General features: G+C 41.1%; 23 protein-coding genes, 1 tRNA gene and 5 pseudogenes. 8 read left to right on the top strand and 21 right to left on the bottom strand.

Annotation, left to right across the window (positions count from 1 at the left end):
* Positions 1 to 282 precede the first annotated feature (282 nt).
* From pflA to AEX56_RS00690, 6 genes and pseudogenes are all read right to left on the bottom strand, one after another.
* Positions 283 to 1,071, bottom strand: a complete 789-nt coding sequence (gene pflA / locus AEX56_RS00715; RefSeq protein WP_049618200.1) for a pyruvate formate-lyase-activating protein — start codon at positions 1,069 to 1,071, stop codon at positions 283 to 285.
* A 118-nt stretch (positions 1,072 to 1,189) separates the two neighbouring features.
* Positions 1,190 to 2,527, bottom strand: a complete 1,338-nt coding sequence (locus AEX56_RS00710) for a hemolysin family protein (RefSeq protein ID WP_049617523.1) — start codon at positions 2,525 to 2,527, stop codon at positions 1,190 to 1,192.
* Between the two features lie 133 nt (positions 2,528 to 2,660).
* A complete protein-coding gene (locus AEX56_RS00705) occupies positions 2,661 to 3,221 on the bottom strand; it encodes a tRNA (mnm(5)s(2)U34)-methyltransferase (RefSeq protein ID WP_049617522.1) in 561 nt (186 codons plus the stop codon).
* Positions 3,190 to 3,866: pseudogene (locus AEX56_RS00700) on the bottom strand (YdcF family protein). Before AEX56_RS00700 ends, AEX56_RS00705 begins: the two are co-directional and overlap by 32 nt.
* 22 nt (positions 3,867 to 3,888) lie before the next feature.
* Positions 3,889 to 4,619 (bottom strand): annotated as a pseudogene (locus tag AEX56_RS00695) (TIGR01212 family radical SAM protein); the annotation flags it as partial.
* A gap of 327 nt (positions 4,620 to 4,946) precedes the next feature.
* On the bottom strand, positions 4,947 to 5,780 hold the full coding sequence (locus tag AEX56_RS00690; RefSeq protein WP_049617521.1) for an AraC family transcriptional regulator: 834 nt from the start codon (positions 5,778 to 5,780) through the stop codon (positions 4,947 to 4,949).
* 187 nt (positions 5,781 to 5,967) lie between these two features.
* Between AEX56_RS00690 and AEX56_RS00685 the strand changes: the two genes are divergently transcribed.
* Positions 5,968 to 6,579, top strand: coding sequence for a prepilin peptidase (locus AEX56_RS00685; RefSeq protein WP_236682930.1), 612 nt, complete (start codon positions 5,968 to 5,970; stop codon positions 6,577 to 6,579).
* A gap of 3 nt (positions 6,580 to 6,582) precedes the next feature.
* On the opposite strand, the gene AEX56_RS00680 is transcribed toward AEX56_RS00685, so the two are convergent.
* Complete coding sequence (locus AEX56_RS00680) at positions 6,583 to 7,482, bottom strand: methylenetetrahydrofolate reductase (protein ID WP_049617519.1); 900 nt, start codon at positions 7,480 to 7,482, stop codon at positions 6,583 to 6,585.
* A 123-nt stretch (positions 7,483 to 7,605) separates the two neighbouring features.
* On the opposite strand from AEX56_RS00680, the gene AEX56_RS00675 reads away from it, so the two are divergent.
* Positions 7,606 to 9,054 carry a nicotinate phosphoribosyltransferase gene (locus AEX56_RS00675; protein WP_049617518.1) on the top strand — a complete coding sequence of 483 codons (1,449 nt, stop codon included), beginning with the start codon at positions 7,606 to 7,608 and terminating at the stop codon, positions 9,052 to 9,054.
* 14 nt (positions 9,055 to 9,068) lie between these two features.
* Entirely contained in the window at positions 9,069 to 9,893 is an 825-nt protein-coding gene (gene nadE / locus AEX56_RS00670) for an ammonia-dependent NAD(+) synthetase (protein ID WP_049617517.1), read from the top strand.
* A gap of 30 nt (positions 9,894 to 9,923) precedes the next feature.
* Here nadE and AEX56_RS00665 read toward each other — a convergent pair whose 3' ends face one another.
* The 6 genes and pseudogenes from AEX56_RS00665 to rsmD all read right to left on the bottom strand — a co-directional run bounded on the left by AEX56_RS00665 (position 9,924) and on the right by rsmD (position 14,410).
* Entirely contained in the window at positions 9,924 to 10,439 is a 516-nt protein-coding gene (locus AEX56_RS00665; protein WP_049617516.1) for a VanZ family protein, read from the bottom strand.
* Positions 10,436 to 11,550, bottom strand: a pseudogene (rlmN, locus tag AEX56_RS00660) (23S rRNA (adenine(2503)-C(2))-methyltransferase RlmN). The gene AEX56_RS00665 and the pseudogene rlmN overlap by 4 nt, the downstream one beginning before the upstream one ends.
* 8 nt (positions 11,551 to 11,558) lie before the next feature.
* Positions 11,559 to 12,251, bottom strand: coding sequence for a YutD family protein (locus tag AEX56_RS00655; protein WP_049617515.1), 693 nt, complete (start codon positions 12,249 to 12,251; stop codon positions 11,559 to 11,561).
* Positions 12,252 to 12,376: 125 nt separating this feature from the next.
* Positions 12,377 to 13,387: a SepM family pheromone-processing serine protease gene (locus AEX56_RS00650; protein ID WP_049617514.1), complete on the bottom strand. Its 1,011-nt coding sequence runs from the start codon at positions 13,385 to 13,387 to the stop codon at positions 12,377 to 12,379.
* Positions 13,378 to 13,881: a pantetheine-phosphate adenylyltransferase gene (gene coaD / locus AEX56_RS00645; RefSeq protein ID WP_049617513.1), complete on the bottom strand. Its 504-nt coding sequence runs from the start codon at positions 13,879 to 13,881 to the stop codon at positions 13,378 to 13,380. The genes AEX56_RS00650 and coaD overlap by 10 nt, the downstream gene beginning before the upstream one ends.
* Positions 13,871 to 14,410 carry a 16S rRNA (guanine(966)-N(2))-methyltransferase RsmD gene (gene rsmD, locus AEX56_RS00640; protein ID WP_049618199.1) on the bottom strand — a complete coding sequence of 180 codons (540 nt, stop codon included), beginning with the start codon at positions 14,408 to 14,410 and terminating at the stop codon, positions 13,871 to 13,873. The genes coaD and rsmD overlap by 11 nt, the downstream gene beginning before the upstream one ends.
* 158 nt (positions 14,411 to 14,568) lie before the next feature.
* Here rsmD and AEX56_RS08500 point away from each other — a divergent pair, with 158 nt between their 5' ends.
* Complete coding sequence (locus AEX56_RS08500; RefSeq protein ID WP_160315154.1) at positions 14,569 to 14,715, top strand: hypothetical protein; 147 nt, start codon at positions 14,569 to 14,571, stop codon at positions 14,713 to 14,715.
* A 55-nt stretch (positions 14,716 to 14,770) separates the two neighbouring features.
* Positions 14,771 to 15,151, top strand: a complete 381-nt coding sequence (locus AEX56_RS00635; RefSeq protein WP_131542145.1) for a hypothetical protein — start codon at positions 14,771 to 14,773, stop codon at positions 15,149 to 15,151.
* A 45-nt stretch (positions 15,152 to 15,196) separates the two neighbouring features.
* Here the strand turns inward: AEX56_RS00635 and AEX56_RS00630 are convergent, their stop codons facing one another.
* The 7 genes and pseudogenes from AEX56_RS00630 to AEX56_RS00605 all read right to left on the bottom strand — a co-directional run bounded on the left by AEX56_RS00630 (position 15,197) and on the right by AEX56_RS00605 (position 19,896).
* Positions 15,197 to 15,580: a rhodanese-like domain-containing protein gene (locus AEX56_RS00630; RefSeq protein ID WP_049617511.1), complete on the bottom strand. Its 384-nt coding sequence runs from the start codon at positions 15,578 to 15,580 to the stop codon at positions 15,197 to 15,199.
* 1 nt (position 15,581) lies between these two features.
* Positions 15,582 to 15,733 (bottom strand): annotated as a pseudogene (locus tag AEX56_RS08085) (YqgQ family protein).
* A gap of 46 nt (positions 15,734 to 15,779) precedes the next feature.
* Positions 15,780 to 16,379 (bottom strand): response regulator transcription factor, encoded by a 600-nt coding sequence (locus AEX56_RS00625; protein WP_049617510.1) that lies wholly within the window; start codon positions 16,377 to 16,379, stop codon positions 15,780 to 15,782.
* Complete coding sequence (locus tag AEX56_RS00620) at positions 16,376 to 17,473, bottom strand: sensor histidine kinase (protein WP_082326127.1); 1,098 nt, start codon at positions 17,471 to 17,473, stop codon at positions 16,376 to 16,378. Before AEX56_RS00620 ends, AEX56_RS00625 begins: the two co-directional genes overlap by 4 nt.
* A complete protein-coding gene (locus AEX56_RS00615) occupies positions 17,470 to 18,201 on the bottom strand; it encodes an ABC transporter permease (RefSeq protein ID WP_049617508.1) in 732 nt (243 codons plus the stop codon). Before AEX56_RS00615 ends, AEX56_RS00620 begins: the two co-directional genes overlap by 4 nt.
* Positions 18,198 to 19,076, bottom strand: a pseudogene (locus AEX56_RS00610) (ABC transporter ATP-binding protein). The gene AEX56_RS00615 and the pseudogene AEX56_RS00610 overlap by 4 nt, the downstream one beginning before the upstream one ends.
* A gap of 124 nt (positions 19,077 to 19,200) precedes the next feature.
* Positions 19,201 to 19,896 carry a phosphoglycerate mutase gene (locus tag AEX56_RS00605; RefSeq protein ID WP_049617507.1) on the bottom strand — a complete coding sequence of 232 codons (696 nt, stop codon included), beginning with the start codon at positions 19,894 to 19,896 and terminating at the stop codon, positions 19,201 to 19,203.
* A 214-nt stretch (positions 19,897 to 20,110) separates the two neighbouring features.
* Here AEX56_RS00605 and AEX56_RS08330 point away from each other — a divergent pair, with 214 nt between their 5' ends.
* The 3 genes from AEX56_RS08330 to AEX56_RS00590 all read left to right on the top strand — a co-directional run bounded on the left by AEX56_RS08330 (position 20,111) and on the right by AEX56_RS00590 (position 23,780).
* Positions 20,111 to 21,286 carry an acetyl-CoA C-acetyltransferase gene (locus tag AEX56_RS08330; protein WP_049617506.1) on the top strand — a complete coding sequence of 392 codons (1,176 nt, stop codon included), beginning with the start codon at positions 20,111 to 20,113 and terminating at the stop codon, positions 21,284 to 21,286.
* A 12-nt stretch (positions 21,287 to 21,298) separates the two neighbouring features.
* Positions 21,299 to 22,456 carry a hydroxymethylglutaryl-CoA synthase gene (locus AEX56_RS08325; protein ID WP_049617505.1) on the top strand — a complete coding sequence of 386 codons (1,158 nt, stop codon included), beginning with the start codon at positions 21,299 to 21,301 and terminating at the stop codon, positions 22,454 to 22,456.
* Positions 22,457 to 22,517: 61 nt separating this feature from the next.
* On the top strand, positions 22,518 to 23,780 hold the full coding sequence (locus AEX56_RS00590) for a hydroxymethylglutaryl-CoA reductase, degradative (RefSeq protein ID WP_049617504.1): 1,263 nt from the start codon (positions 22,518 to 22,520) through the stop codon (positions 23,778 to 23,780).
* A gap of 265 nt (positions 23,781 to 24,045) precedes the next feature.
* Here the strand turns inward: AEX56_RS00590 and AEX56_RS00585 are convergent.
* Positions 24,046 to 24,116: transfer RNA gene (locus AEX56_RS00585), tRNA-Gly, on the bottom strand.
* Positions 24,117 to 24,183: the final 67 nt, after the last annotated feature.

Below are 24,183 nucleotides of genomic sequence, written 5' to 3'. Positions count from 1 at the left end.
TCCTTTAATTTTTACTCTCTTAGCATAACATGTTTCTAAATTGAAAAATTTACACCTTCCGAAATTGTGTCTAAAAATACATAATTTGTACTAAATTTAAAACTTCTGATAATTCTGATATTTTACAAAAGCCTAATAATCTAGCATAAAAAGCTGACATTCTCTATCCTGCCTATAATTCTCAAATTAATAAATATACAAAGAAATATCACATCCTTGCCCTAAATTAGAAATACTGTCTCGAACTCGTAACAAAAAAAGAAACCAAGTTTCCTTGATTTCTTAATTACGAATGCGATTGAGATAGTCTTGATAGGTCTCGGTTTCCATGAGAGATTTGGCATTTTCTACACGTGCTTTGCTAGGCGGCTTAGTTCCTTCTAGCGGATAAGGGCGACCGAGTTCCCGCCATTTGAATTCTCCCAAATTATGATATGGAAGTACTTCAAAACGTTCTACATTCGTCAGCGTCTTAACAAACTCACCTAGATTTTTCAAATCTTCGTCTCGATCCGTCAAACCAGGTACCAAAACATGACGAATCCAAACAGGCTTTCCAATATCTGATAAATAACGGGCACAGGCTAGGATGGTTTTATTGCTATGACCTGTGACAATTTTATGTTGGTCTGGATTGATTTCTTTAATATCTAAAAGAACGAGATCCGTTACCGCCATCAACTTTTCATATTTCTCTAGATAGCGTGGATTATTACGGAAAGTCAGAGCACATGTATCCAAAGTCGTATGAATGCCCTGCTCTTTTGCCAATGTAAACAGTGCAATCAAAAAGTCAATCTGGATCGTGGCCTCCCCACCTGAAACGGTAATCCCGCCTTCTTTACCCCAGAACATCTTGTAGCGCATGGCTTCGTTGAGCACATCCTCAGCGGTTCTCTCAGTCGCAGCAGGATTGATTAGATCCCATGTATCAGGATTATGACAGTATTGACAGCGCATGTGGCATCCCTGCATAAAAATGACAAAACGCACGCCAGGACCATCTAAAGAGCCAAAACTCTCCGTTGAATGTACCAGACCTGTTACTTTTCTGTAGTCTATTTCTTCCATTGTTTCATCCATCCTTTATCTCTATCCATTATAGCACGATTTCCCCTCAAAAAAAAGACGAAAGTCGGAAACGTTTTCCTAAACTTTCATCTTTTGATTTCACACTGTTTTCAAGGACTCAATCAGCTTCTTCCTCATCAGCTTCGATAGGGATAATCATCAATTTGAGCTTAGTCACACGACCATTTTTAACCTTATCGTTAATCAAGATCAGGTGTTTATCCTTGCTGTCCACTTCATAGGTTTCTTTTTCTTCTTGACTCGGAATAGTCCCCACTCCAGTCAGATAGAAGCCTGCAATGGTATCCACATCATCACTTTCCAGCTCAGTATCAAAATATTCATTGAAATCATTGAGAGTCATGTTTCCCTGAACAATATAAATTGACTCCGCAATCTCACGGACAAAGATCTCCGTCTTATCCGTCTCATCATCAATCTCACCGACAATCTCTTCCAACAAATCTTCCAGTGTTACTAAACCAGAAACACCACCATATTCATCCAAGAGAATAGCCATCTGATTTTGTGTATTTCTAAAGGAAGCTAATAAATCATCCACAAAAATGGTTTCTGGCACAAATAACGGTTCTTGCATGATGCGGCGAATATTAAGGTAATCAAACCCGTTTTCAAAACCTTCTGCTAAAATTTTCTTGGTATGAATAAGCCCGATAACATTGTCTTTATCGCCATCATAGACAGGAATTCGTGAGAAATTTTGCTTAAGAATTTTCGTCATGATTTCAGCGGTCGTATCGTTGATATCGACCATGAAAGCATCTGTACGAGGCACCATGACCTCACGCGCCACCAATTCGTCCAAGGAGAAAATTCCTTGTAACATCTCGATTTCTTCGGCATCTAGACTGGCTTCACTCTTGGTTAGCATGTACTCAATTTCGTCACGAGTCATCTGCTCATCCGCATCATCAAACTCCATTGGCGTTAAGCGCGATAAAAGATTGGTGGAGGCAGATAAGAGCCAAACGAAGGGACTGACAATTTTCCCTAGAAAGATGACAACGGGCGCTGCAACTACTGCCAGATTTTCCTTCATATTCATAGCAATTCGTTTTGGATATAGCTCACCAAGAACGATAGATACGTAAGTTAAAAGCGCCAAAGCGAGCCAATAACCCACTGTATTTGCCGTTGAAGAGTTGCCCATCCAACCAGCAAATACTTTGCCCAAATCATCTGCCAAGCTAGCCCCTGATAAGATAGAAATAAAGGTAATCCCAACCTGAATGGTGGACAAAAACTGATTGGGATGTTCAAGAACATTTAGTAAACGAATGAATTTTTTCTCTCCATCGGCTGCTTTTTGCTCCACGCGGGAACGATTGAGCGAAACGAGGGCCATCTCTGTGGCTGAGAAAAAGGCATTGAGCAGGGTCAATACAAACAACAATAAAATTTGCAAATAGATGGTCTGACTACCGGGGTCTTCCATGATGTTCTCCTATATAAAATTCAAATAGTACCCCCATTATATCATATTTTTTCTTCTCAAATACAATATTTATCTTTAGGAAGTCATTTTATTCTCCAAGGTTTAGCATAAATTTAAATATAAAATAGTCGATTTAATCGACTATTTTTGCTAATTTCTCCACCATTACCAAAAATGGCGGAGTATTGATTTGGTTGAGCGGTTGGTAAAGCATGGCGGTGAAGACGGTCTGGTCCAAAGTCTTGATGTATTCCAGCACCGCATCTTTTTCCATAGATCCGCCCTCATGACCGTAATAAATCATGATAGCTAGGCGCCCGCCAACTTCTAGACGCTCTAAGATTTTAGAAATGGCAGACAGCGTCGTATCTGGTTTGGTAATAATAGATTTATCGACAGATGGTAGGTAGCCCAGATTGAAAATAGCTGCGCGGATCGCCTCAGGCACATGCTGGTCCACTGTCTCGTGCCCCGCCAAAATCAATTCCGCATTGTTTAAACCAAGCTGCGCTAAACGCTCAGCGGTTTTTTGTAGTGCTTGCTCTTGTACATCAAAAGCGTAGACTTTCTTGGATAATTTTGCCAAAAAAGCCGTATCATTGCCATTGCCCATGGTCGCATCCACCGCAATAGCCTCTTTATCTAACACCTCTGCTAAAAAATCATGTGAGAGGTGAATGGGACGTTTGATCATCGTTTTCTCCATTTTCTAAATCAAGGGCCAAAATATCCCCTTTGTTGCCATACTGCAGGATCCGTAAATATTCTCCCCACACGCGTGAGCGACCAAGCTCGCTGGTCATCCAAGTATCACGTGATATCGGAATTCCCTCATAAATCGCATCAAATGTGTAGGGCACATGGGTTAGGCGAGCTGGCAGATGCTTTGCTAAGGTTCGCCACTGTCTACCTGTCACATGACTCTTCAGATAAACAGGAGCGACTCAATCGTCTCAAAATCAAAGATTTCCTTGGCAAATAAAACATTTTCCAGTGTATTTGTAGAGCGATTCTCATAAAAAATATTCTCTTTTGGAATTCCAGCCGCCAACAAGCATTCCACTATGACTTCTGCTTCTGGCGTCTTTCCATGTACCCAAGATGGATTGGGCGTACCTGTTGGACTAATTCCACCTGTCACAATTATCTTCTTAACTAGTCCTTTTTGATAGGCTTCAATCGCTTTTTCCCAATGGCCAGCATGAGTCCCTCCAAAGACAAAGAGAGCATCGCAAGGAACTAGAGAAGTTTGTTCCCCAAATGTTACTTCCGTTAAAAAATGAATTTCTTCCACTGTCAGTTCTGGTACATCAGGTGTTTTTGGAATAATAGGATTCATTTTTCCTCTTTCGTATTGTTTCTTCCCATTTTTTTAGACTCCACATAGGACCAATCAGCATGTCGCGCGGGGCGTCACCTGTGATGCGGTGAATTACCATATGTTCTGGGATGATTTCAAGTTGATCACAGATAATCTGAATATACTCTTCCTGGCTCAACAATCGCGTGTTTCTTCTGGCAAACCATTAATCAAATGGCTGACAATCTCTACCCTTGGAGCTTGCTTACGAATCCGCTTGACCGTTTCTACATACAGTTCATAACTATGCGCACGATTAATGAGCCGAGAAGTATCTTCATAAGTGGTCTGCAAGCCCAGCTCAACCGTCACGTGCATACGTTCTGAAAGCTCTGCTAGATAAGCAATGACATCATCTGGCATACAGTCAGGACGGGTTCCAATATTGATTCCCACGACTCCAGGTTCATTGATAGCTTGTTCATAGCGCTCACGAATGACTTCCAATTTTTCATGAGTATTGATGAAATTTTGAAAATAAACCAAATATTTCTCAACATCGGGCCATTTGCGATGCATGAAATCAATTTCTTTGTAAAATTGCTCGCGAATAGGCGCTTCTGGTGCCACAATAGCATCTCCTGATCCCGAAACCGTACAAAATGTACATCCTCCATGGGCAACGGCCCCATCCCGATTAGGGCAGTCAAAACCCGCATCAATGGGTAATTTTAAAATTTTTTCACCGAATAATTCTCGGTAATAAGCATTTACTGTGCGATAACGTTTCATGTCTAATATTATAGCACATCTTATAGATTCTAGATTTAAGAATTCAAGAGAGTATGAAGTAAAAATCAGCCATTTCAAAGAATACGATTTTAGCCCCACTTCCCTATTTCGTGGAAAATGAAGCGAGCATTTCTTACATATTACATTTTGGATTGAAAAAAAGGAGTTGTTAGCGCAATTGAGAGGAGGAAGTTGCTTGGAACTCATAATCTTTCCCCTCAAGCCGTTTTAAATAGTCGGAATACTCAACCACTAACCACTAGATATTTTCAAATAAACCATATAAAAAGGTGTTTGGAACTACTTTTGTCCCAAACTCTACTTGACTTATTTTACCACTGGAACCCAAATTTCCATTTCATAATCTGGACTGTGCATATCTCCTTCTGCATAGACTTCAAAGTCTGGTGCACCTGAATGACGATAGCCAGTTTCTGGGAAGAAAACTTCCAAAACATATTTCCAAGCCTGATGAAGGGAAGCTGGAATGGCCCCTTTGACTGGAATAATGGCGTACTCAGCCTCTGCAATGTCTAAAATACTTAAGTTAAGCGCATGTCCCTTTTCCTTATCCGTTACCTGATAGCCTGCCATGTAGTTCATTTTTTCACCTACAGCAATATCTGAACAGACTCCATAAGACTGGCCACCGCCTAAGGCTTCTAGTGTCTCAAATGAATGTGCCTTATACAATCTATCCCAAGCAGCTGGACATTTGCTATTATTGACATTCTCTAATAAAATGCCTGCCACTGCAAATGCGGGTTTCTGTTGAATACTGATATTCATATTTTTTCCTCCTGTAATCTTCATAGATAATTGAACTTTGGGAAAGATCTTAGAAGGCTTTCTATTTCTGACTTCTGAGGGTGTCCTTCCGTGAAATTTCTTGAAGGCAGCGCTGAATGAATCGACAGAATCATAACCATATTTAAGCGCTATATCAATGATTTTATCAGATGTTTCGCGCAAATCGTTGGTCGCTTCTGATAATCTACGCTTGCGCAGATACTCAGCTAAAGTCATATCCGATAAGATGGAAAATAATCTGCTAAACATAGAATAAGAATACCCTGATAGTTGCGGAACTCTATTCATATCCACCTCTGTGTGCAACACACTTTCCAAGTAAGTCATGGTTTGATTAAATTGATGCATCATCTTTCTTCACCTCTCGAATATAGTTTAACAAATTCTGTTCACGATTACCCAAGAATTACCGTACAAAGATTAGGGGATTTTTCTACCTCACACCATAAGAATACTTTTTTCATCTCTATGTTTTGAAAAATAGATTTACGAATAGATAAGTATGAAGATTATTTTATTATTTTTCTTAGGAGCATCCTTGGGATCATTCCTAGGTGTCGTCATTGATCGATTTCCCGAAAGATCTATCCTATTTCCTGCTAGCCACTGCAACCATTGCAAGCGTCCTCTCAAAGCGTGGGATTTGATTCCCATCATTTCGCAACTTTCAACACGTTCAAAATGTCGCTACTGTGGGCTTAAGTTTTCTTATTGGTATTTACTCTTGGAAGCTACAGCGGGTCTACTCGTTGTAATTGTCAGCATGGGTTCTCTATCATTGGTGACGGCTTGCGTTGTGTTAGCGGGTACAGTCATATCCATTTATGATATCAAGCACCGAGAATATCCTTTCCTTGTCTGGGCTATTTTTACTGCGCTAGCTGTACTTCTTTCCGCTCTGAATCTTCACTTTCTCCTATTTTTATTTCTAGCTTATCTAGCGGAAAAATATCCTTTGAGAATTGGTTCAGGTGATCTGCTCTATCTAGCCAGCCTATCCTTGATTTTTCCAATAATAGATCTTCTTTGGATTATCCAGATTAGTTCTGTGGCAGGTATTTTTGCAATTATTTCCTTAAATCTCCGAAAATCTCCCCTGCCTTTTATCCCATTTCTTGTTTTTGCCAGTCTCCTCCTCTTACTACTGTAAGATCTATGGGCACACTGTTTCTTTTGCTTTTATATAGTCAATTAATTGACAAGTCACCTCCATTTGTTGTGGCAAATGAACAAGATAGATACTATTAAAATGCTGCAAAATCACATCCACTAATTTTTTCATATGCGTCAAAGCAACTTCCTGACATTTTGCAAGGTCATCCTTTACTTGTTCTAAATCTTCCAAATAGCTAGGTGGCAGGTGAATACCTGGCACATTTTGATGAGCTGATAAGGCACTTTCATAGGTCGAAAAAGGCATCAATCCCAGAATCATTTTATCGAGATTATCTGGCGAAGTGGCTAATAATTTTTCCACTGTTTCCATCTCAAAGACGGGCTGGGTAATCGCATAATTCGCGCCAGATTCCATTTTATTACGGAGAGAATTTTTTAGCTCATCTTGTTCTAAATTCGGGTTAATGGTTGTCGCCACTCGAAAATTCGTTGATTTTCCTAAAGACGATCCATTAAATGCTCGTCCCTGATTTAATTGCTTGAGCAAGGGAATTAACTGGTGAGAGGTAACATCATAAACGCTACTGGCACCGATTAATTGCCCCATCTGAGAGGGATCTCCCGTCACAGCCAAAACATCATGAAATCCTAAAAGGTGCATGCCCATGAGCTGGGACTGGAGACCAATTAGATTTCGATCACGACAAGTTAAATGGAGCAAAAAGGGTGTTTTTGTCTCCCCTTTCACAGATGCGGCTAAGCTAAGATTAGAAATACAAGGATTTGCCATGGGATTATCCGGTATCGATATGGCCGAAACATTTTTTCTGTCAATCATCTTAATAGCTTCTCTAAACACACTATCATCCAAGGTTTTGGGAGGTGCTATTTCAACAATAATCTTGAGTTTACGAGTTGATTTCAATATAGTTTCCATTTTCCTAGTATACCATAGAGGCAGTGTCATAACTTATTTTCATATTGAAAACATGAGGCAGCAGAAAATAGCATGTCTTCTTTTTTCCTATCTATGCTATAATACTGTAAAAGGAGAGAAATCATGTACACTGACGATAGCTTAACTCTACACACCGACCTCTATCAAATCAACATGATGCAGGTTTATTTCGATCAAAATATTCATAATAAAAAAGCTGTTTTCGAAGTATTTTTTCGAAAATTGCCTTTTGAAAATGGCTACGCTGTTTTTGCTGGCTTGGAAAGAGTCATTGATTACCTGTCAAACTTACGATTTACTGAAAACGACATCGCCTATCTGAAAGACCTGGGCTATCCCGCTGATTTTTTGGCTTACTTGAAGGAATTCAAAGTAAACTTAACCATTTCTTCGGCTAAAGAAGGCGATCTAGTCTTTGCAAACGAGCCTATCTTACAAGTTGAAGGTCCGCTGGCCCAGTGTCAATTGGTCGAAACAGCTCTATTAAATATCATCAACTACCAAACCTTGATTGCTACAAAAGCACGCCGTATCAAAGCAGTCATTGAAGAGGACCCCTTGTTGGAATTTGGTACCCGTCGTGCTCAGGAAATGGATGCAGCGATCTGGGGTACCCGCGCAGCTTTCATCGGCGGGGCAAATGCTACATCTAATGTGCGCGCAGGAAAACTCTTTGGTATTCCTGTTTCTGGTACGCACGCGCACTCTTTGGTCCAAGCATTTGGAAATGACTACGAGGCATTTAAAGCCTATACGGCAACTCACAAAAATTGTGTCTTCCTAGTAGATACTTACGATACTCTTCGCCTGGGTGTACCTGCTGCTATTCGAGTTGCCAAAGAATTAGGCGATAGCATCAATTTCCTTGGTGTTCGTATTGACTCTGGGGATATGGCTTATATTTCTAAAAAAGTCCGCCATCAGCTGGATGAAGCTGGTTTTACAAATGCAAAAATTTATGCTTCCAATGATTTAGATGAAAATACTATCCTCAACCTCAAGATGCAAAAAGCAAAAATTGACGTCTGGGGAGTTGGTACCAAACTCATTACCGCCTACGATCAACCTGCTCTTGGCGCCGTTTACAAAATTGTTTCCATGGAAAATGAGGAAGGACAAATGGTCGATACCATCAAGTTGTCTTCCAACGCTGAAAAAGTATCTACTCCTGGAAAAAAACAAGTTTGGCGCATTACTAGTCGCGAAAAAGGCAAGACAGAGGGAGATTATATCACTTTTGCAGGGACTGATGTGACAACATTAGATGAGCTTCATATGTTCCATCCAACCTATACCTATATCAATAAAACGGTTCGAAATTTTGATGCGGTTCCACTGCTCGTTCCGATTTTTAAAGCTGGACGATTAGTCTATGAATCGCCAAGTTTAAAAGAGATTCAAGCCTATGCTAATCAGCAATTTGACAAGCTGTGGGATGAATACAAGCGAGTTCTCAATCCGCAAGATTATCCTGTTGACCTAGCTAAAGACGTCTGGGATAATAAGATGGAATTGATTGACCGTGTTCGTAAAGAAACGACAAAAGAGTAGAGAAGGGGCTTTAGATGACATTACAAGAAGAGATTATCAAAGAATTAGGCGTAAAAGCTAGCATTGATCCGCAGGAAGAAATCCGTAAGGCCATTGACTTTCTAAAAGCCTACATACTTAAACATCCATTTCTGAAAACCTATGTTCTAGGTATTTCAGGTGGGCAAGATTCCTCTTTAGCAGGTCGTCTAGCTCAATTGGCTATGGAAGAGTTACGTGATGAAACAGGGAATTCAGATTATCAATTTATTGCTGTTCGCTTGCCGTATGGCATTCAAGCAGATGAAAAAGATGCCCAGCGAGCTCTCTCTTTTATCCAACCTGACAAACATCTCACTGTTAATATCAAGCAGGCTGTTGATGGACAAGTGGCCGAGCTAGAAGATGCAGGTCTGAGCATTTCTGACTTTAACAAGGGCAATATCAAGGCGCGTCAGCGTATGGTTACCCAATACGCTATCGCAGGTCAAATGGCAGGCGCTGTCATTGGTACGGATCATGCTGCAGAAAATGTAACAGGATTTTTTACCAAATTTGGAGATGGCGGAGCAGATATCTTGCCACTATTTCGCCTCAATAAACGTCAAGGAAAAGCACTCCTTGCAGAACTTGGGGCAGAGCCACGCATTTATGAAAAGACACCTATCGCTGACCTAGAAGAAAATCGTCCTGGTCTCGCCGACGAGGTGGCTTTAGGGGTTACCTACGAAGAAATCGATGACTATTTAGAAGGAAAAACAGTTCCTAAAAAAGCTCAGGAAACAATTGAAAGTTGGTGGCAAAAGGGGCAGCATAAACGCCACCTTCCAATCACTATCTTTGATGATTTCTGGAAGTAAACGAAAACGACTGATTTGTAAATCAGTCGTTTATTTTTTTCGATACAGTCGATTCATTGATACAAATCCATGATAAGCTAACAATCCTCCTAGTGTATTGGTCCAGAGGTCATCGATTTCAAAGACACGACCTGCATCTATTAGGAGATCCAGAAGCAGCTGCGTACACTCGATAGTCAGACTCATGAAAAATGTGTAAAGCAAGACCTTCTGTAAGCTCCGCCATCCTTCCTTAAGAAACAGCATAGATAGTACAAAGGGAAAAAGAAGAAAAACATTAGAGAGATTTTGCAAGAGAATCCAGAAATAACCTCTGAGTGACTCAATCTCGTCGCCATTTACCAGAGAATTAAAGGGCGTGAGTAGAAAATAAAGGCGCCCTACTTGAAAAATACCTGGTGTCAAAAATCCTTTTGGATTGGGATAGATCCATTGTGGAAGAAAGCATAAGAAAGAAATAGCCAGGAGATGAATCCCGGCTAAACTTTTGATGACTTTTCTTCCAAAAATGGTTAATTCTCCATCTGCTTGAAAAAAGTGTCTCATCTTGCTTTAATTCCTGCCTTAGCTTTGGCTGCTGCAATCCGTGCACGCGCCGCTTCACGGTCTTTTTTAAGTGTATTAGAGCGTAATTGCCCACAAGCCGCATCAATATCGGTTCCATGTTCTTGACGCACGACATAGTTGACGCCATTTTTCTTGAGACGGTCATAAAAGGCGGCCACGCGCTCTGGCGTTGAACGACTGTATTAGTCATGTTCTGAAACAGGATTGTAAGGGATTAAGTTAACATAGGACAACTTACGGATTTTCTTAGTTAAATCTGCTAATTCCTGTGCTTGCTCAACGCCATCATTGACACCATTTAACATAATGTACTCAAAGGTAACACGACGATTGGTCACAGCAATGTAACCTTCAATGGCGGCAAAGAGTTGCTCAATTGAAATTTGGCGATTGATTCGCATCATGCGAGAGCGAATTTCATTATTTGGCGCGTGAAGGGAAACAGCCAAGTTGACTTGAACACCTTCGCGGGCAAATTCACGGATTTTGGGTGCTAGACCTGATGTTGAAACCGTAATATGACGAGCTCCAATTGCCAGACCCTTATCGTCATTGACGACACGCAAGAAATTCATGACATTGTCATAGTTATCCAGTGGCTCACCAATTCCCATCACGACGATATGGCTGACACGCTCTCCATCCCCACGCTCATCAAAATATTTTTGTACCAGCATGATTTGAGCAACAATTTCACCGCTGGTCAAGTCACGTTGTTTGGGAATGAGACCGGATGCACAGAAGCTACAGCCGATATTACAGCCAACCTGCGTCGTCACACAGACGGATAAACCGTAATGCTGACGCATGAGAACCGTCTCAATCAGCATGCCATCTGACAATTCAAAAAGATATTTAACCGTTCCATCTTGCGATTCTTGAACGATACGCTGTTTAAGGGGATTCACCACAAATTCCCTATCCAATTTTTCGATCAATGATTTGGGCAAGTTGGTCATTTCTTCAAATGTTCCAACACGCTGTTGATAGAGCCACTCCCAAATTGAGTTGCTCGGAACTTTTTCTCTCCTTGCTCAAGAGTCCATTCTAATAATGCTTTACGCGTTAGTCCATAAATGGACGGTTTCATGTTTACCTCTATTTCTGACGGATGACAAATCCGCGTTTCATTTCCCTTACTTCTGGCGTTTTGACCTTCTTGTTGCGGCTGCGGTTAGATTTACGGTTTGACTCATTTTTCTGACGTTTAGAGCCCACTTCTACCTTCTCTGTCACCTTGAAATGACGTTCTTCTTTGGCTGCCTGTTTGCCACGCTTATCCCGTTTTTGCCCCTTGTCAGGCCTTGTCGAGTCAGCTTTTTTCATTGGCTTAACAGGTAGTATCTCTGCCTCTGTCCCACTATGCTTGCGTTTGCGATTGTTGCGGTTACGGTTACGATTTCGTTTCCGTGCTGGACGATCTTCAATTTCCTCTGGCAATTCAAGCGGGCTAGGATTTTCTAAGACAAAGTACGCACAACCAAAATTACAAAATTCCAACAAATAATCTTCTAAATGGCTAATTTTAGTATCTTGTTTGACAGCCTTATCATCCTTGTAAAAACCCTTAAGGCGCAATTGTTCATTTCCCCAATCACCCACGATATAATCGAATTTAAGCATGAGCTGAGAAAAACGTTGACCAAAAGCAGTCTGGTCAAATGCCTCCCGATAATTATCCACCAGATTCAATTCAATATTTTCAGATACAACCTTGTCCCCTACCAAGGCAAAACTTGGTCCAGGAAATTTGTTGTAATTGTACATTTCTGGAGAAATATCTTTCTTCATTCTACTTCCTTTTCTAACTACTCTAACTTTTTAATTATAACCTATTTTTTTTAATTTTTCCTTAGATGACCCATAGATAAGAAATTTCTGACACTTCTCATTTAACTTTGATGAAAAAAGGACGATTATTCGCCCTTACTTTCCTTGAGGTAATCAATAGCTTCTTGCACATTGGTCACAGGTACAACTGTAATATCCAATTTTTCCTTTTTAGCAACTTCCAAAGCCTCTTCGTAGTTGGTTTTGGCATCTGGATTTTCTTTTAGAACTTCTTTACTTACGGGGTTATTTGGGGCAAAGAAAATCGACGCTCCAGCTTTAGCAGCAGATAAAACTTTCTTATCCGCTCCACCAATATCACCAACAGAGCCATCTTTTTCGATAGTTCCTGTCCCTGCAATCACGCGACCATCTCGAAGGGTAGAGTCTGCTAATTGGGTGTAAATGGACAACGTAAACATGAGACTCGCACTTGGTCCACCAATATTCCCCGTCTGAAACTCAATATTTACAGGACTGTGGACTTCTGTATGATCAACTAGACAAATCCCAATGCCATTTTTACCGTTAGCTAATTTAATAATCTGACCACTGGTCATATAAGTCACTTGGACATCACTTCCCAAGTCCAAGCTGCTAACATAGTCAATCAATTCTTTAGAACTTTCAAATTTTTTGCCATTAACAGCTGTTACTGTATCTGCGATGTGAAGGACATTTTTAAAAGTTGAATCATCCGTCACATTGAGAACATAGACCCCAAAGAAATCCATATTGGCTTCTTTATTCGCTAGAGTTAAGGCTTCGTATTTCGCCAAATTCTGGGATGTTTCCATGTAAAACTGGCTAATTCGGAAATAGTCCGCGCTAGATGATCCTCCTGTCATCTCTTCAGCTGTATGAACATCTGCATGCGGATCAAGTGCAGCAACTAAAAGCTGAAGAGATGATGCTTGTTTCACTTGAACGTAGACAAAATTATAGGAGCCATCTTCCTTATCTTCCTGACCATCCACGCGCAAGACACTCCGAACATCAGACGCTCCTCCTGGACTTTCAACGTAGTAAGGAAGCGGAATCAGAACTGCTGCCCATAGTAATAGACTGACCAAAACAGCAGCTACAATTAAAATGATTTTTTTATTTTTTTTTCACGTAATTTTACCTCTTCATAAACAGACTTAGGAACGTAGGAAGCAATATCTGCCTTAAAATAAATGAGCTCTCGCACCCGACTAGACGAAATTTCTCGGTGCTCAGGTTTAGCTGTCAGATAAATGGTTTCCAGCTGGTGCGACAAGTCACGGTTGAAAAATTCCATGTTCACTTCATAGGCCAAATCTGTTTCATTGCGAAGCCCACGCACCATGTGGGTCACGCTTAATTTTTCTGCCACAGATACCGCTAATTCATTGCTAGATTTAATCATCGTCACATTTTCCAAATGAGCTAAAGCAGACTCTACCATCTTCTTGCGAAGGTCAATGGAAAAAAAGCCCTGCTTTTCTTTATTGAAAAAAATACCAACATAAAGCTGGTCAAACAGCCGACTGGCACGCTCAATTAAGTCTACATGCCCCTTGGTGATAGGATCAAATGACCCCGTAAACAATCCAATTTTATCTGACATATACTGTCACCTTGCTAATTCCATAAATTTTTTGCTTCCAAATCCCCAAATCAGCGATTTCTTCAGGCAAGTCCACAGTTTTATCCGTCTCACAGACTACCATGACCGCTTCTGACAAAAGCTGGCGCTGACAAAGTTGTGTCACCGTCTCCACAATGGTCTCCTTGGCATAGGGCGGATCAAGAAAGACCAAATCAAAGGTTCCCGATAGTTGCTCTAAAGCCCGCGCTGCCTCCATTTTCAAGAGTTGAAACTTCTGACTTTCCTTGGTCATCTGGATATTTTCTTGGACAATGGCTTGCGCTCTACGATCACGTTCAACCAGAACAGCAGCATCCATCCCACGCGATACTGCTTCAATGGACAGCCCACCACTACCAGCGTATAAATCCAGCACTCGCCCGCCTTCAAAGTAGGGACCAATCATATTAAACATGGCACCACGCACCTTATCAGATGTGGGTCTTGTCGTCTGACCATCCAAAGTTTTAAGGGGGCGTCCCCCGTAGTTTCCAGAAACAATTCTCATAGGAAACATTATAACACAGTTTCTTGGATTTGACAGAATCTGAAATAGCTATATCAATCAAGTGTTACAAAAATATTACAATTATTACACAAAGCACTTGTTTTATGTAATGTTTAAGTTTATACTATCCTTAAGATAATAAAAAAGGAGTTTACCTCATGAAACATCGTTCTCTCACTATCGGACTATCTCTTGTCAGTCTTGTTTCTGCCGCCATTCTGCTTTCTGCTTGTCAAGGAAAAACTGACAAACAAAGAAGTCCCTCAACTACTAGCCAAACAACCTCTACTTCTGAATCAAAGTGAAACAACTACCACAGAATCTAGCTCAACAGAGGCTTCCACTGCAATAAATCAACTCATGCCAGCTGAACTTGTCGGAACTTTTAGCGGAGAAAGTTTGCAAGCAAAAGATGTTTCCATCACAATTTCTGCAGATGGTGCTGTCTCAACTACTGCGCATTTTATTTTTGATGGTGTGGATGAAATTAAAGAATCTCAAGCGCAAATTAAGACGATTGTTGCAGTAGCTCCGAACATTTATCGTATCGATGATTATGATGGACTAATCGATGCCATTCAACCTGGGATTACTGGTCTTGGGGGAACTGGATTTGTTGCCTATGTTGGGTTTAAAATTGAAAATGATACCCTCACACCTATTGCCTTTGTTGCCCCAACGGCTGAAGAAATTCCTTCTGTTCAACCCACCGATCTTGGCGTCAACCTCACTCGTAACTAATTCAAATTAAAACAAAAAAATCAGACTTATAGCAGTCTGATTTTTTTATCCAGCTTTCACTTTTCCATCCCAGTCATTGAGACCATAACTAAGAATATAAATATCCTTGTACCCTTGTTTTTTGAGATAGATAGCAGCGGGTGTCACACGTTGTCCACGGTCATTCTCATAGATTAAGATGGGTTTATCCTTACGAAGGGCACCCAAACTTTGTTTGAGCTGCTCATAGGGAATATTCCGTGCTCCCAAGATATGTTTACGGCGAAATTCATCTGGCGTCCGCAAATCAACCAATTGACCTTGTGGGATTTTCGCAGCAAATTCTGCATTTTCTAGCAAGGTTGCTGCACGCTTCAAGCGCCAATAATTATAGCCCATCCAGCCAAGTAGAATCATAATGGCTATAATTAAAATATACAAAGTTGGCATATCAACTCTCCTTTTTCTTCTGATACTCTTCCTCTAAACGATGTTCACGTCGCAATACCAGCTCTGCTTCAATATACTCTGCCGCCGATTGCCCATATAGACAAAAATCCCATAGCGCTTGAGCAACTGCTGTACATCATAGAGTCGTTTCATAAGAAAAGTCTAGCAAATTTTTCAAGTTTTTTCAAGTTTTCTCAGATTATATCCACTGATTTTCTTGTGCAATCTTAACTGCTGCCGTTCGATTTTCATCCCCTAGTTTTTGCAAAATTACCGTCATATAATTTCTTACAGTTCCGTCTGATAAGAATAGTTGAGCTGCTATGTCTTTATTGGAAAGTCCCAGAGCCACCTTCTGCAACATCAATTCTTCCTGATGGGTTAAGGGGGATTTTCCTGTCAAAATGATGTCCATGAGCTCTGGAGAATAGTCCTTCTGACCAGCCTGAACTTTCTTAAGTGTTCCCATCAAATCCGCCATAGAGCGGTCCTTTAGTACGTAAGCATCCACATCTGCTTTGACTGCTCGTTCAAAATACCCAAGTCGCTTGAATGTTGTCATAATGACGACCTTGATAGGCAATTTTTCATCACGAATCCATTCTAGAACATCAAGTCCTGTTCTTTCTGGCATTTCAATATCCAGTAGGGCAATATCTACCTTTTGCTCCTGAAGACGGTCAATGGCTATTTGTCCATTTTCCACTGGCAAAACGGTCTCAATCTCCTCTTGAAATCCTAACAATTGACAAAGAGCATCACGCAACATACTCTGATCTTCCGCAACTAAAATCTTCATTTACTTTCCTCCTTGAAGGGAACCATGATGCGTATTTGAGTCGGCGCCTTCAGCGATACCATTTCCAGCTGTCCTTGAATGATGACTAGACGTTCCTTGATGGTATGTAAATCAGACGGTTTTTGCTCTTTAAAACCACAGCCGTCATCCTTATAATGGATAACTAAGGTGGCTCCCACTTGCTCAAACTGCAAGGAACAGTTTGATGCCTGACTATGCTTGATGAGATTGGTAGCTAATTCTCGCAGAACCATAGGTAAAGTTCCTTGCACCGTATCTGCTAATCGCTCTGCTATTTCCTGACCTGTCACCGTCAATTCTACCCCTGCTAACTCCAGCATATTATCTAAAATCATGATTTCCTCTGCGAGGGAATGCCGTTTGAGAGATTGGACCATAGCTCGTACATCTCCCATAGCTTTTTTAGAAATAGACTGCAAATCAGTAACTTCTTGCTGGGCAGCTCCCACATCCTCATTTTCTAAAAGAGCCTGAGTCAATTCTGCCTTGATGGTCAGCATGGCAAAGACATGGCCCAGCGTATCATGCAAATCCTGTCCAATCCGATTGCGTTCATTTTCTGCCAAAAGTAAATTGATGGACCGATTTTTTTCAACCAATTCCTTCTGTTGGCGCTCTACTTCCAGATCCTTTGTCCAGTAAAATTGCATGGATAGGCAAATAATTGGTAACAAAATCGCCATCAACCGCGAACCCATATTGCTTCCATAGATGACTCCCATCGTCATAACAGCAAGTATCAACACCAAGTAAGACAAAAAACGATAGGAGCGCAGCTTGTCCCCAAAGTTAAAGGTCAAGAGATTAGCAAGATAGAAGATAAACCACATCATGCCGCCATTGACATAGATGGTCATATAAAAAATGTAGCCGATCATGACAGTCCAAAGAATATTAGTTAGCCAAGTCTGGGGCATGTGAATCAGATAGAGATAGGAAAAGATGAATAGGCTAGTCAGCCCAATCGTCCACTGGGGATAGTCAAAGTAAAAGATTCCTAAAACGGGAAAAGCAATAAAGACCAAGGGGACATAGAACAGAGGATGCTGCCACTGGATTTTCTTCAACATCATTTGACCTCACTTTTTTCTTTCACGACAAGAGCAACTACTCCTATTATTATGGCATAAGCAAAGACAATGAGCAAGCTCTTACCTAGTAGCTCTCCTTTTTCTGCAAATGTCGTTACTACCTGATTAGCATGGTAGGTAGGTGTTATTTTGGAAATGACCTGCATCCAGTCAGGAAAGACGGAAATAGGTATCCAAGAGCCACCCAAAATAGCCAAAGCAAAAAAGAGAATATTGGCAGCGATGGACAGAATTTGTGAAGACGGAATCTGAGCCAGCAATAGTCCCATAGCCAAAAATACCAAGCTCGTCATCAGTAAAAGAAGAATAGACATGAACCACCGATCCAAGCTCATGGACACGCCTCGAAATAGAATTCCAACCGTAAAAGTTACGCTAATAGCAATAATAAAATAGATCAAAACGCGAATGATTTTGGCCAGATAATATTTCCAAATAGGTACAGGCGAATGTTCGATATAGGTCAAATAATGACTGATTTTATCTGACTGAAGCATAAACGGAAAGGTAAACAAGGCAAAGCTAGACATGGAAAAAGAAGTCATCGTCAGCAGATAACGCTGGATAAAAAGCGCTTGCTGGTTGGTATTATCTGCCATTTGCATCCCCGAATAAAGCAAGAAAAATCCTACTGTCATGCCGATGGAGAGGATAAATATGGTCCAATTTCGTAGCACTTGAATAGCCTCTATTTTTAATAATGCGGTCATAATGCAGCCTCCTTGGTATGGTCAAATAATGTGTTTAAAAGTTTTTTATTTTGCAATTCCATATCAGCAATCCTGCAACCTGCTGTTGACAAGGCTGTCCATACACCTTCTATCTCATGCGTTTCAAAACGAATCACATCACCTTGTCGAACAATTTTTTCTACAGATGGTAGTGCCCTCACTAAGCTCTCATAGTCCAGCGGCACCATCACTTCCTTGACAGCTTCCTGACGTCGCATAAGTATTGGCGTTGTATCCTACAAGAGCCGTCCTTGGTGCAAGACCAAAATCCGATCCGCCGTATGCTCCACTTCCTCTATATAATGGCTAGAGTAAATAATGGTCACACTTTTCGATTTTAGATCTTGTACAATTTCCCAAAACCGTTTGCGAGTACTGGTATCCATCCCCGCTGTCGGCTCATCCAAAAAGAGTAATTTGGGTTTTCCAATCAGACATAAGACAAATGCCAAAAGACGTTTTTGCCCACCGGATAATTTCTCTGCTAATTGCTGATACTGACTATCTGAAAATACTAATAAGTCCTTGATTTCTTGATCTGATAGATGATCTTTGTAGATAGATTGGAAAAATGCAATCAGTTCCTTCGCTTTCAGACCTTCCGGTACTCGATTTTCTTGTTTCAATACGGCAATCTTCATTTTATTACCTAAATACTTTGGTTCGTGACTATCTATTAAAAGCTGACCCGTAGTGACCTTCCAATCTCCCAAAAGACAATTGAACAAACTTGTTTTACCAGCACCATTTTGCCCAATTAAGGCTAAACGTCCCCCATCTTCTATCACAAAAGACATAGGCTGAAGAATCTGCTTATTCTTGATAATTTTTGATATGCTCTCTACTCGTAACATAGTGAACCTCCTCCTATACTTCATAGTATAAGAAAAGCCCTCTAGCTATGCTAGGGGGCTTTGTCACCATATCAGATGACATTTGTCATAAAAAAGAACCAGCACAAGCTAGTTCCTAATCAGATTATTCACCACCGAGGTAGTATTCTTTTTCAATCTTAAGTTCTTCGTCCAACTCGAATACAAGTGGTGGGAAGTTTGGAATTTCTACGTCCATGATCTCGTCGTCTGAAAGACCTTTGATATGTTTTACAAGGGCGCGGATTGAGTTACCGTGTGCACCTACGAAAACATTTTTACCTTCAAGAAGAGCTGGAGCGATTTTTTCTTCCCAGTAAGGCATCGCACGCTCAAGCGTTACTTTCAAGTTTTCAGCGTCAGGGATGAGTGATGGATCAAGATCAGCGTAACGACGATCGTTGTGTGCTGAGTATTGATCATCTTTGTCCATAGCTGGTGGCAACACATCGTATGAACGACGCCAGATGTGTACTTGCTCATCACCAAATTGTTCAGCAGCTTCTGCTTTATTTTTACCAGTCAAAGCACCGTAGTGACGCTCGTTTAAAAGCCAAGATTTTTCAGTTGGCACCCACAATTGGTCACAGTTTTCAAGAACCAAGTTAGTTGTTTTGATAGCACGTGTCAATACTGATGTGAAAGCAAGATCGAATTCGATGCCAGCTTCTTTGATCAATTTACCAGCGTCAATTGCTTGTTGAGTTCCTTTTTCTGACAAATCAACGTCTGCCCAACCAGTGAAAAGGTTCGCTTTGTTCCATTCTGACTCACCGTGGCGAGCAAAAACTAATTTTACCATGTGTAAAATTCTCCTCTTTATTTTATCTTACATATTCTATTTTACCAAAATTCATCAAAAAATCTAGCTCTTCCCCTAACTGTTTACGCTTACATATATTTTTCCTATAAAATCAGTCGCTAGACGGATAAGAATTTCTATCATTTTTCACTAAAAATGGTATAATGGTAAGGTTGAAAACAGGAATATGAGTGTCTAAGAATTGGGAGTGACCATGAAAAAAGTAGCCATTGTGACCGCAACTCGTTCTGCTATTGGCAGTTTTGGCGGCTCATTATCTGATATGCCCTTAGCTGATTTAGGTGCAAGCATTACCCGCTCAGCTCTCGAAAAATCAGGACTTGCAGCAAATCAAATTGACGAAGTTATCTTCGGGAATGTTTTATCAGCTGGACAGGGGCAAAATATCGCTCGACAAATTGCTATCAAGGCTGGGCTGCCAGAAACAACTTCTGCTTTTTCAGTCACTAAAGTCTGTGGTTCTGGACTCAAATCTGTCCTTCTTGCTGCTCAATCCATCCTCCTCGGAGATCAAGATATCGTCATCGCAGGTGGTATTGAAGTCATGAGTCAGGCTCCTTATCTATCTAAGACAAGTCGATTTGGCAGTAAACTAGGGAACATCAGCTTAGAAGATTCCATTTTGACAGATGGTCTGACGGACGCTTTCGACGGACAACATATGGGAATAACCGCTGAAAATATCGCAGAGCGTTACCAATTGACGCGTGTAGAACAGGACCAGTTCGCTCTGGAAAGCCAAGAAAAAGCAGCAAAAGCTATCTCACAAGGTCGATTCAAGGACGAAATTACTCCCCTGACTATCAAAAGAGGGCGCAAAGAACTTACTTTCGACACAGATGAATATCCGCGTGCTACCAGTCTTGAAAAACTGAGTATGTTACGGACTGCCTTCAAGAAAGACGGAACTGTCACCGCTGGAAATGCCTCTGGGATCAATGATGGTTGCGCAGTTGTCATCCTAGCTTCACAAGAAAAAGTTGAAGAGCTTGGACTCACGCCACTAGCCTATATCGAGGCTTATGCTACCAGCGGACTTGATCCAGCCTACATGGGACTAGGACCCATTGAAGCCAGCAAAAAAGTGCTAGCAAAATTGAATAAAAGCGTCGCAGATATTGACTTATTTGAGTTAAACGAAGCTTTCGCCGCCCAGTCAGTTCCTGTTATTCAGGAACTGAACTTGAATAAGGAAAAAGTTAATGTCAATGGCGGAGCGATTGCCCTTGGTCATCCTATCGGCGCTAGCGGTACTCGTATCTTGGTTACTCTCATTCATGAATTGAAAAAAAGACAAGGAAATCTTGGACTTTGCTCACTATGTATTGGTGGCGGTCAGGGAATTTCTCTTATCATCTCAAATGCATAAAAAGGAATTATTATGAAAATTGGTATTGATAAAATCGGTTTTGCCGCTCCTAACTATGTTTTAGATTTGGCAGATTTAGCAGAAGCACGATCTATTGACCCAAATAAATACAAAATTGGCCTTCTTCAGAGCCAAATGGCAGTCTCACCAGTCACACAAGATATTGTCACACTGGGAGCGCAAGCAGCGGATGCTATCCTCTCTGAGGAAGATAAATCTAGTATTGATATGGTCATCGTAGGTACTGAATCGAGCATTGACCAAAGTAAAGCTGCAGCAGTTTTCATTCATGGACTCTTAAGCATCAATCCCTTTGCCCGGTCTATTGAAATCAAAGAAGCTTGTTATGGTGCGACAGCAGGACTCAGTCTTGCTAAAAGTCATATTGCTCGATTTCCAAACTCCAAAGTCTTGGTAATTGCCAGTGATATCGCCAAATATGGGATTGCTTCTGTCGGTGAGCCGACTCAAGGAGCTGGAGCCGTTGCTATGCTAGTGACTGCAAATCCTCGCATCCTTGTTTTGGAAAGTGATAATGTCTGCCAAACCCGTGACATCATGGATTTCTGGCGTCCAAACTACAGCCGTTTCCCACAGGTGGATGGAAAATTCTCAACTGAACAATACACTGACTGCCTAACCACAACTTTTGCTGAATATACCCGTCGCACAGGCAAATATCTCCGCGATTTTGCAGCCATGTGTTTGCACATCCCTTTCGCCAAACAGGGCTTGAAAGGATTGCGCGCTATCGCTTCTGACGACGACAAAACTCTCTGTCGCCTTACAGAACGCTTCAACGAAGCCATCGTTTATAACCATGTCATCGGCAATATCTACACTGGTTCTATCTTCCTCTCTCTTTTATCCCTTTTGGAAAATAGCAAAGCGCTCACAGCAAATGACCAAATTCTCTTTTATAGCTATGGCTCTGGAGCAGTTTGTGAAATTTTCAGCGGACGCTTAGTAGCAGGCTACGAAGATCAGTTGCAAGCAAACCGCATGGAAGAATTGGATAGCCGTACTCGTCTTTCCGTACTCGAATATGAAGCTATCTTCTTTGAAAAAATCCAATTAGATGATCAGGGTAATTCAATCCACTTTGTGGACGAGACCCCATTTGCCCTTGAAAAAATTGAAGAACACAAGCGCATCTATCGTAAAAAATAAAGAAAAAAAGTCCGGATTTCTTGCTGGACTTTCTTGACACCCAATAGAAAAAGGATATCACATGGTAGATTTTTCAGGATTTTATAAAAAAACACGCCAGGAACGGATTGACATTCTGAGCAATGCACGACAAATTTCACTCGAAAGTCAAGAAATAATCAAAACAGATACCAATCTCCCCGAAACGATTGCTGGAAAAATGGTAGAAAACCATCTAGGGACTTTTGCTCTCCCATTTTCTGTCCTCCCAGACATTGTCGTTGATAACATGCACTACAGTGTCCCCATGGTGACAGAAGAACCTTCTGTTGTTGCAGCAGCATCACTAGGTGCCAAAATCATTGCTAAATCTGGTGGGTTCATCACTACCGTTCACAACCGTCTTATGATTGGCCAGGTAGCACTCTATGATGTGGCAGATACAAGTGCCGCCTGCTTCTCTATTTCACAAAAAAAAGCGGAGCTTTTAGAAATGGCAAATGCCGCACACCCTTCTATCCTTAAACGTGGAGGTGGTGCACAAGATCTAACAGTTGAAGAAAAAGGTGAATTTCTCATCGTCTATCTTCATGTGGATGTTCAGGAAGCAATGGGCGCCAACATGCTCAATAATATGCTGGAAGCCATCAAGGAGCCGCTGGAGGAACTCAGCCAAGGACAGAGCCTCATGGCTATTTTATCCAACTATGCTACAGAGTCACTGGTGACAGCAAGTTGTCAGGTTTCCATTTCAACGTTAAACATCAAACAAGATCTAGCAAAAGAAATTGCACAAAAAATAAGTCTAGCTAGCCAGCTAGCTCAAGTGGATCCATACCGAGCTACTACCCACAACAAAGGGATTTTCAATGGTATTGACGCTGTTTTACTAGCCACGGGAAATGACTGGCGTGCCACTGAAGCGGGAAGCCACGCCTGGGCTTGTCAGAAGGACCACTATCGTGGCTTATCCACATGGACAATTGAGGAAGATGCCCTAGTAGGTAGCCTGACCCTCCCTCTACCTGTTGCGACGGTTGGTGGTTCTATCGGGCTCAACCCAAAAGTCCAAGTCGTATTTGATATTTTGGGGCATCCAAGTTCTAAAGAATTAGCCTCTATCATCGCTTCCTGCGGTCTATCACAAAATTTTGCTGCCCTACGTGCACTTGTCACCACAGGTATTCAACAAGGACACATGAAGCTTCACGCCAAATCACTTGCCATGCTTGCAGGAGCAACCGGAAATGAGATTGATATCATCGCTACTCAATTGCGCCAAGAAAAGCATAGCAACCTAGAAACTGCTCAGAATCTACTCTTCAATCTCCGAAATAAAAAATAAAAATGATAAAACTCTATTAAATTACCTGAGAATCCCTCTCGCCTAACTAATAGAGTTTTTTTGATTGTCAAAAGTTTGATTACATTTTTATAGTATACAAAACATGTACAACCATTTTCTACTCCTTTTAAGTACGCTCTTTTTATTCATCTCAGATAAGTTTCGGATAAATATAAAAAAATAAACTCAATTTCTTGAGTTTATTTTTTTAACTGAGCTACGCGCCCAAACTCTTCTATTTGGTAATGAACAGTTACCTGTTCAAAGCGGGTGACGAGAATCGAACTCGCGACAACAGCTTGGAAGGCTGTAGTTTTACCACTAAACTACACCCGCTTAAATGGGAGTTAACGGGATCGAACCGCTGACCCTCTGCTTGTAAGGCAGATGCTCTCCCAGCTGA

It is taken from the genome of Streptococcus sp. X13SY08, assembly GCF_001182825.2.
Lineage (GTDB): Bacteria > Bacillota > Bacilli > Lactobacillales > Streptococcaceae > Streptococcus.
The sequence above is the reverse complement of the archived record's forward strand: the minus strand, read 5'-3'. Positions and strand labels throughout refer to the sequence as shown.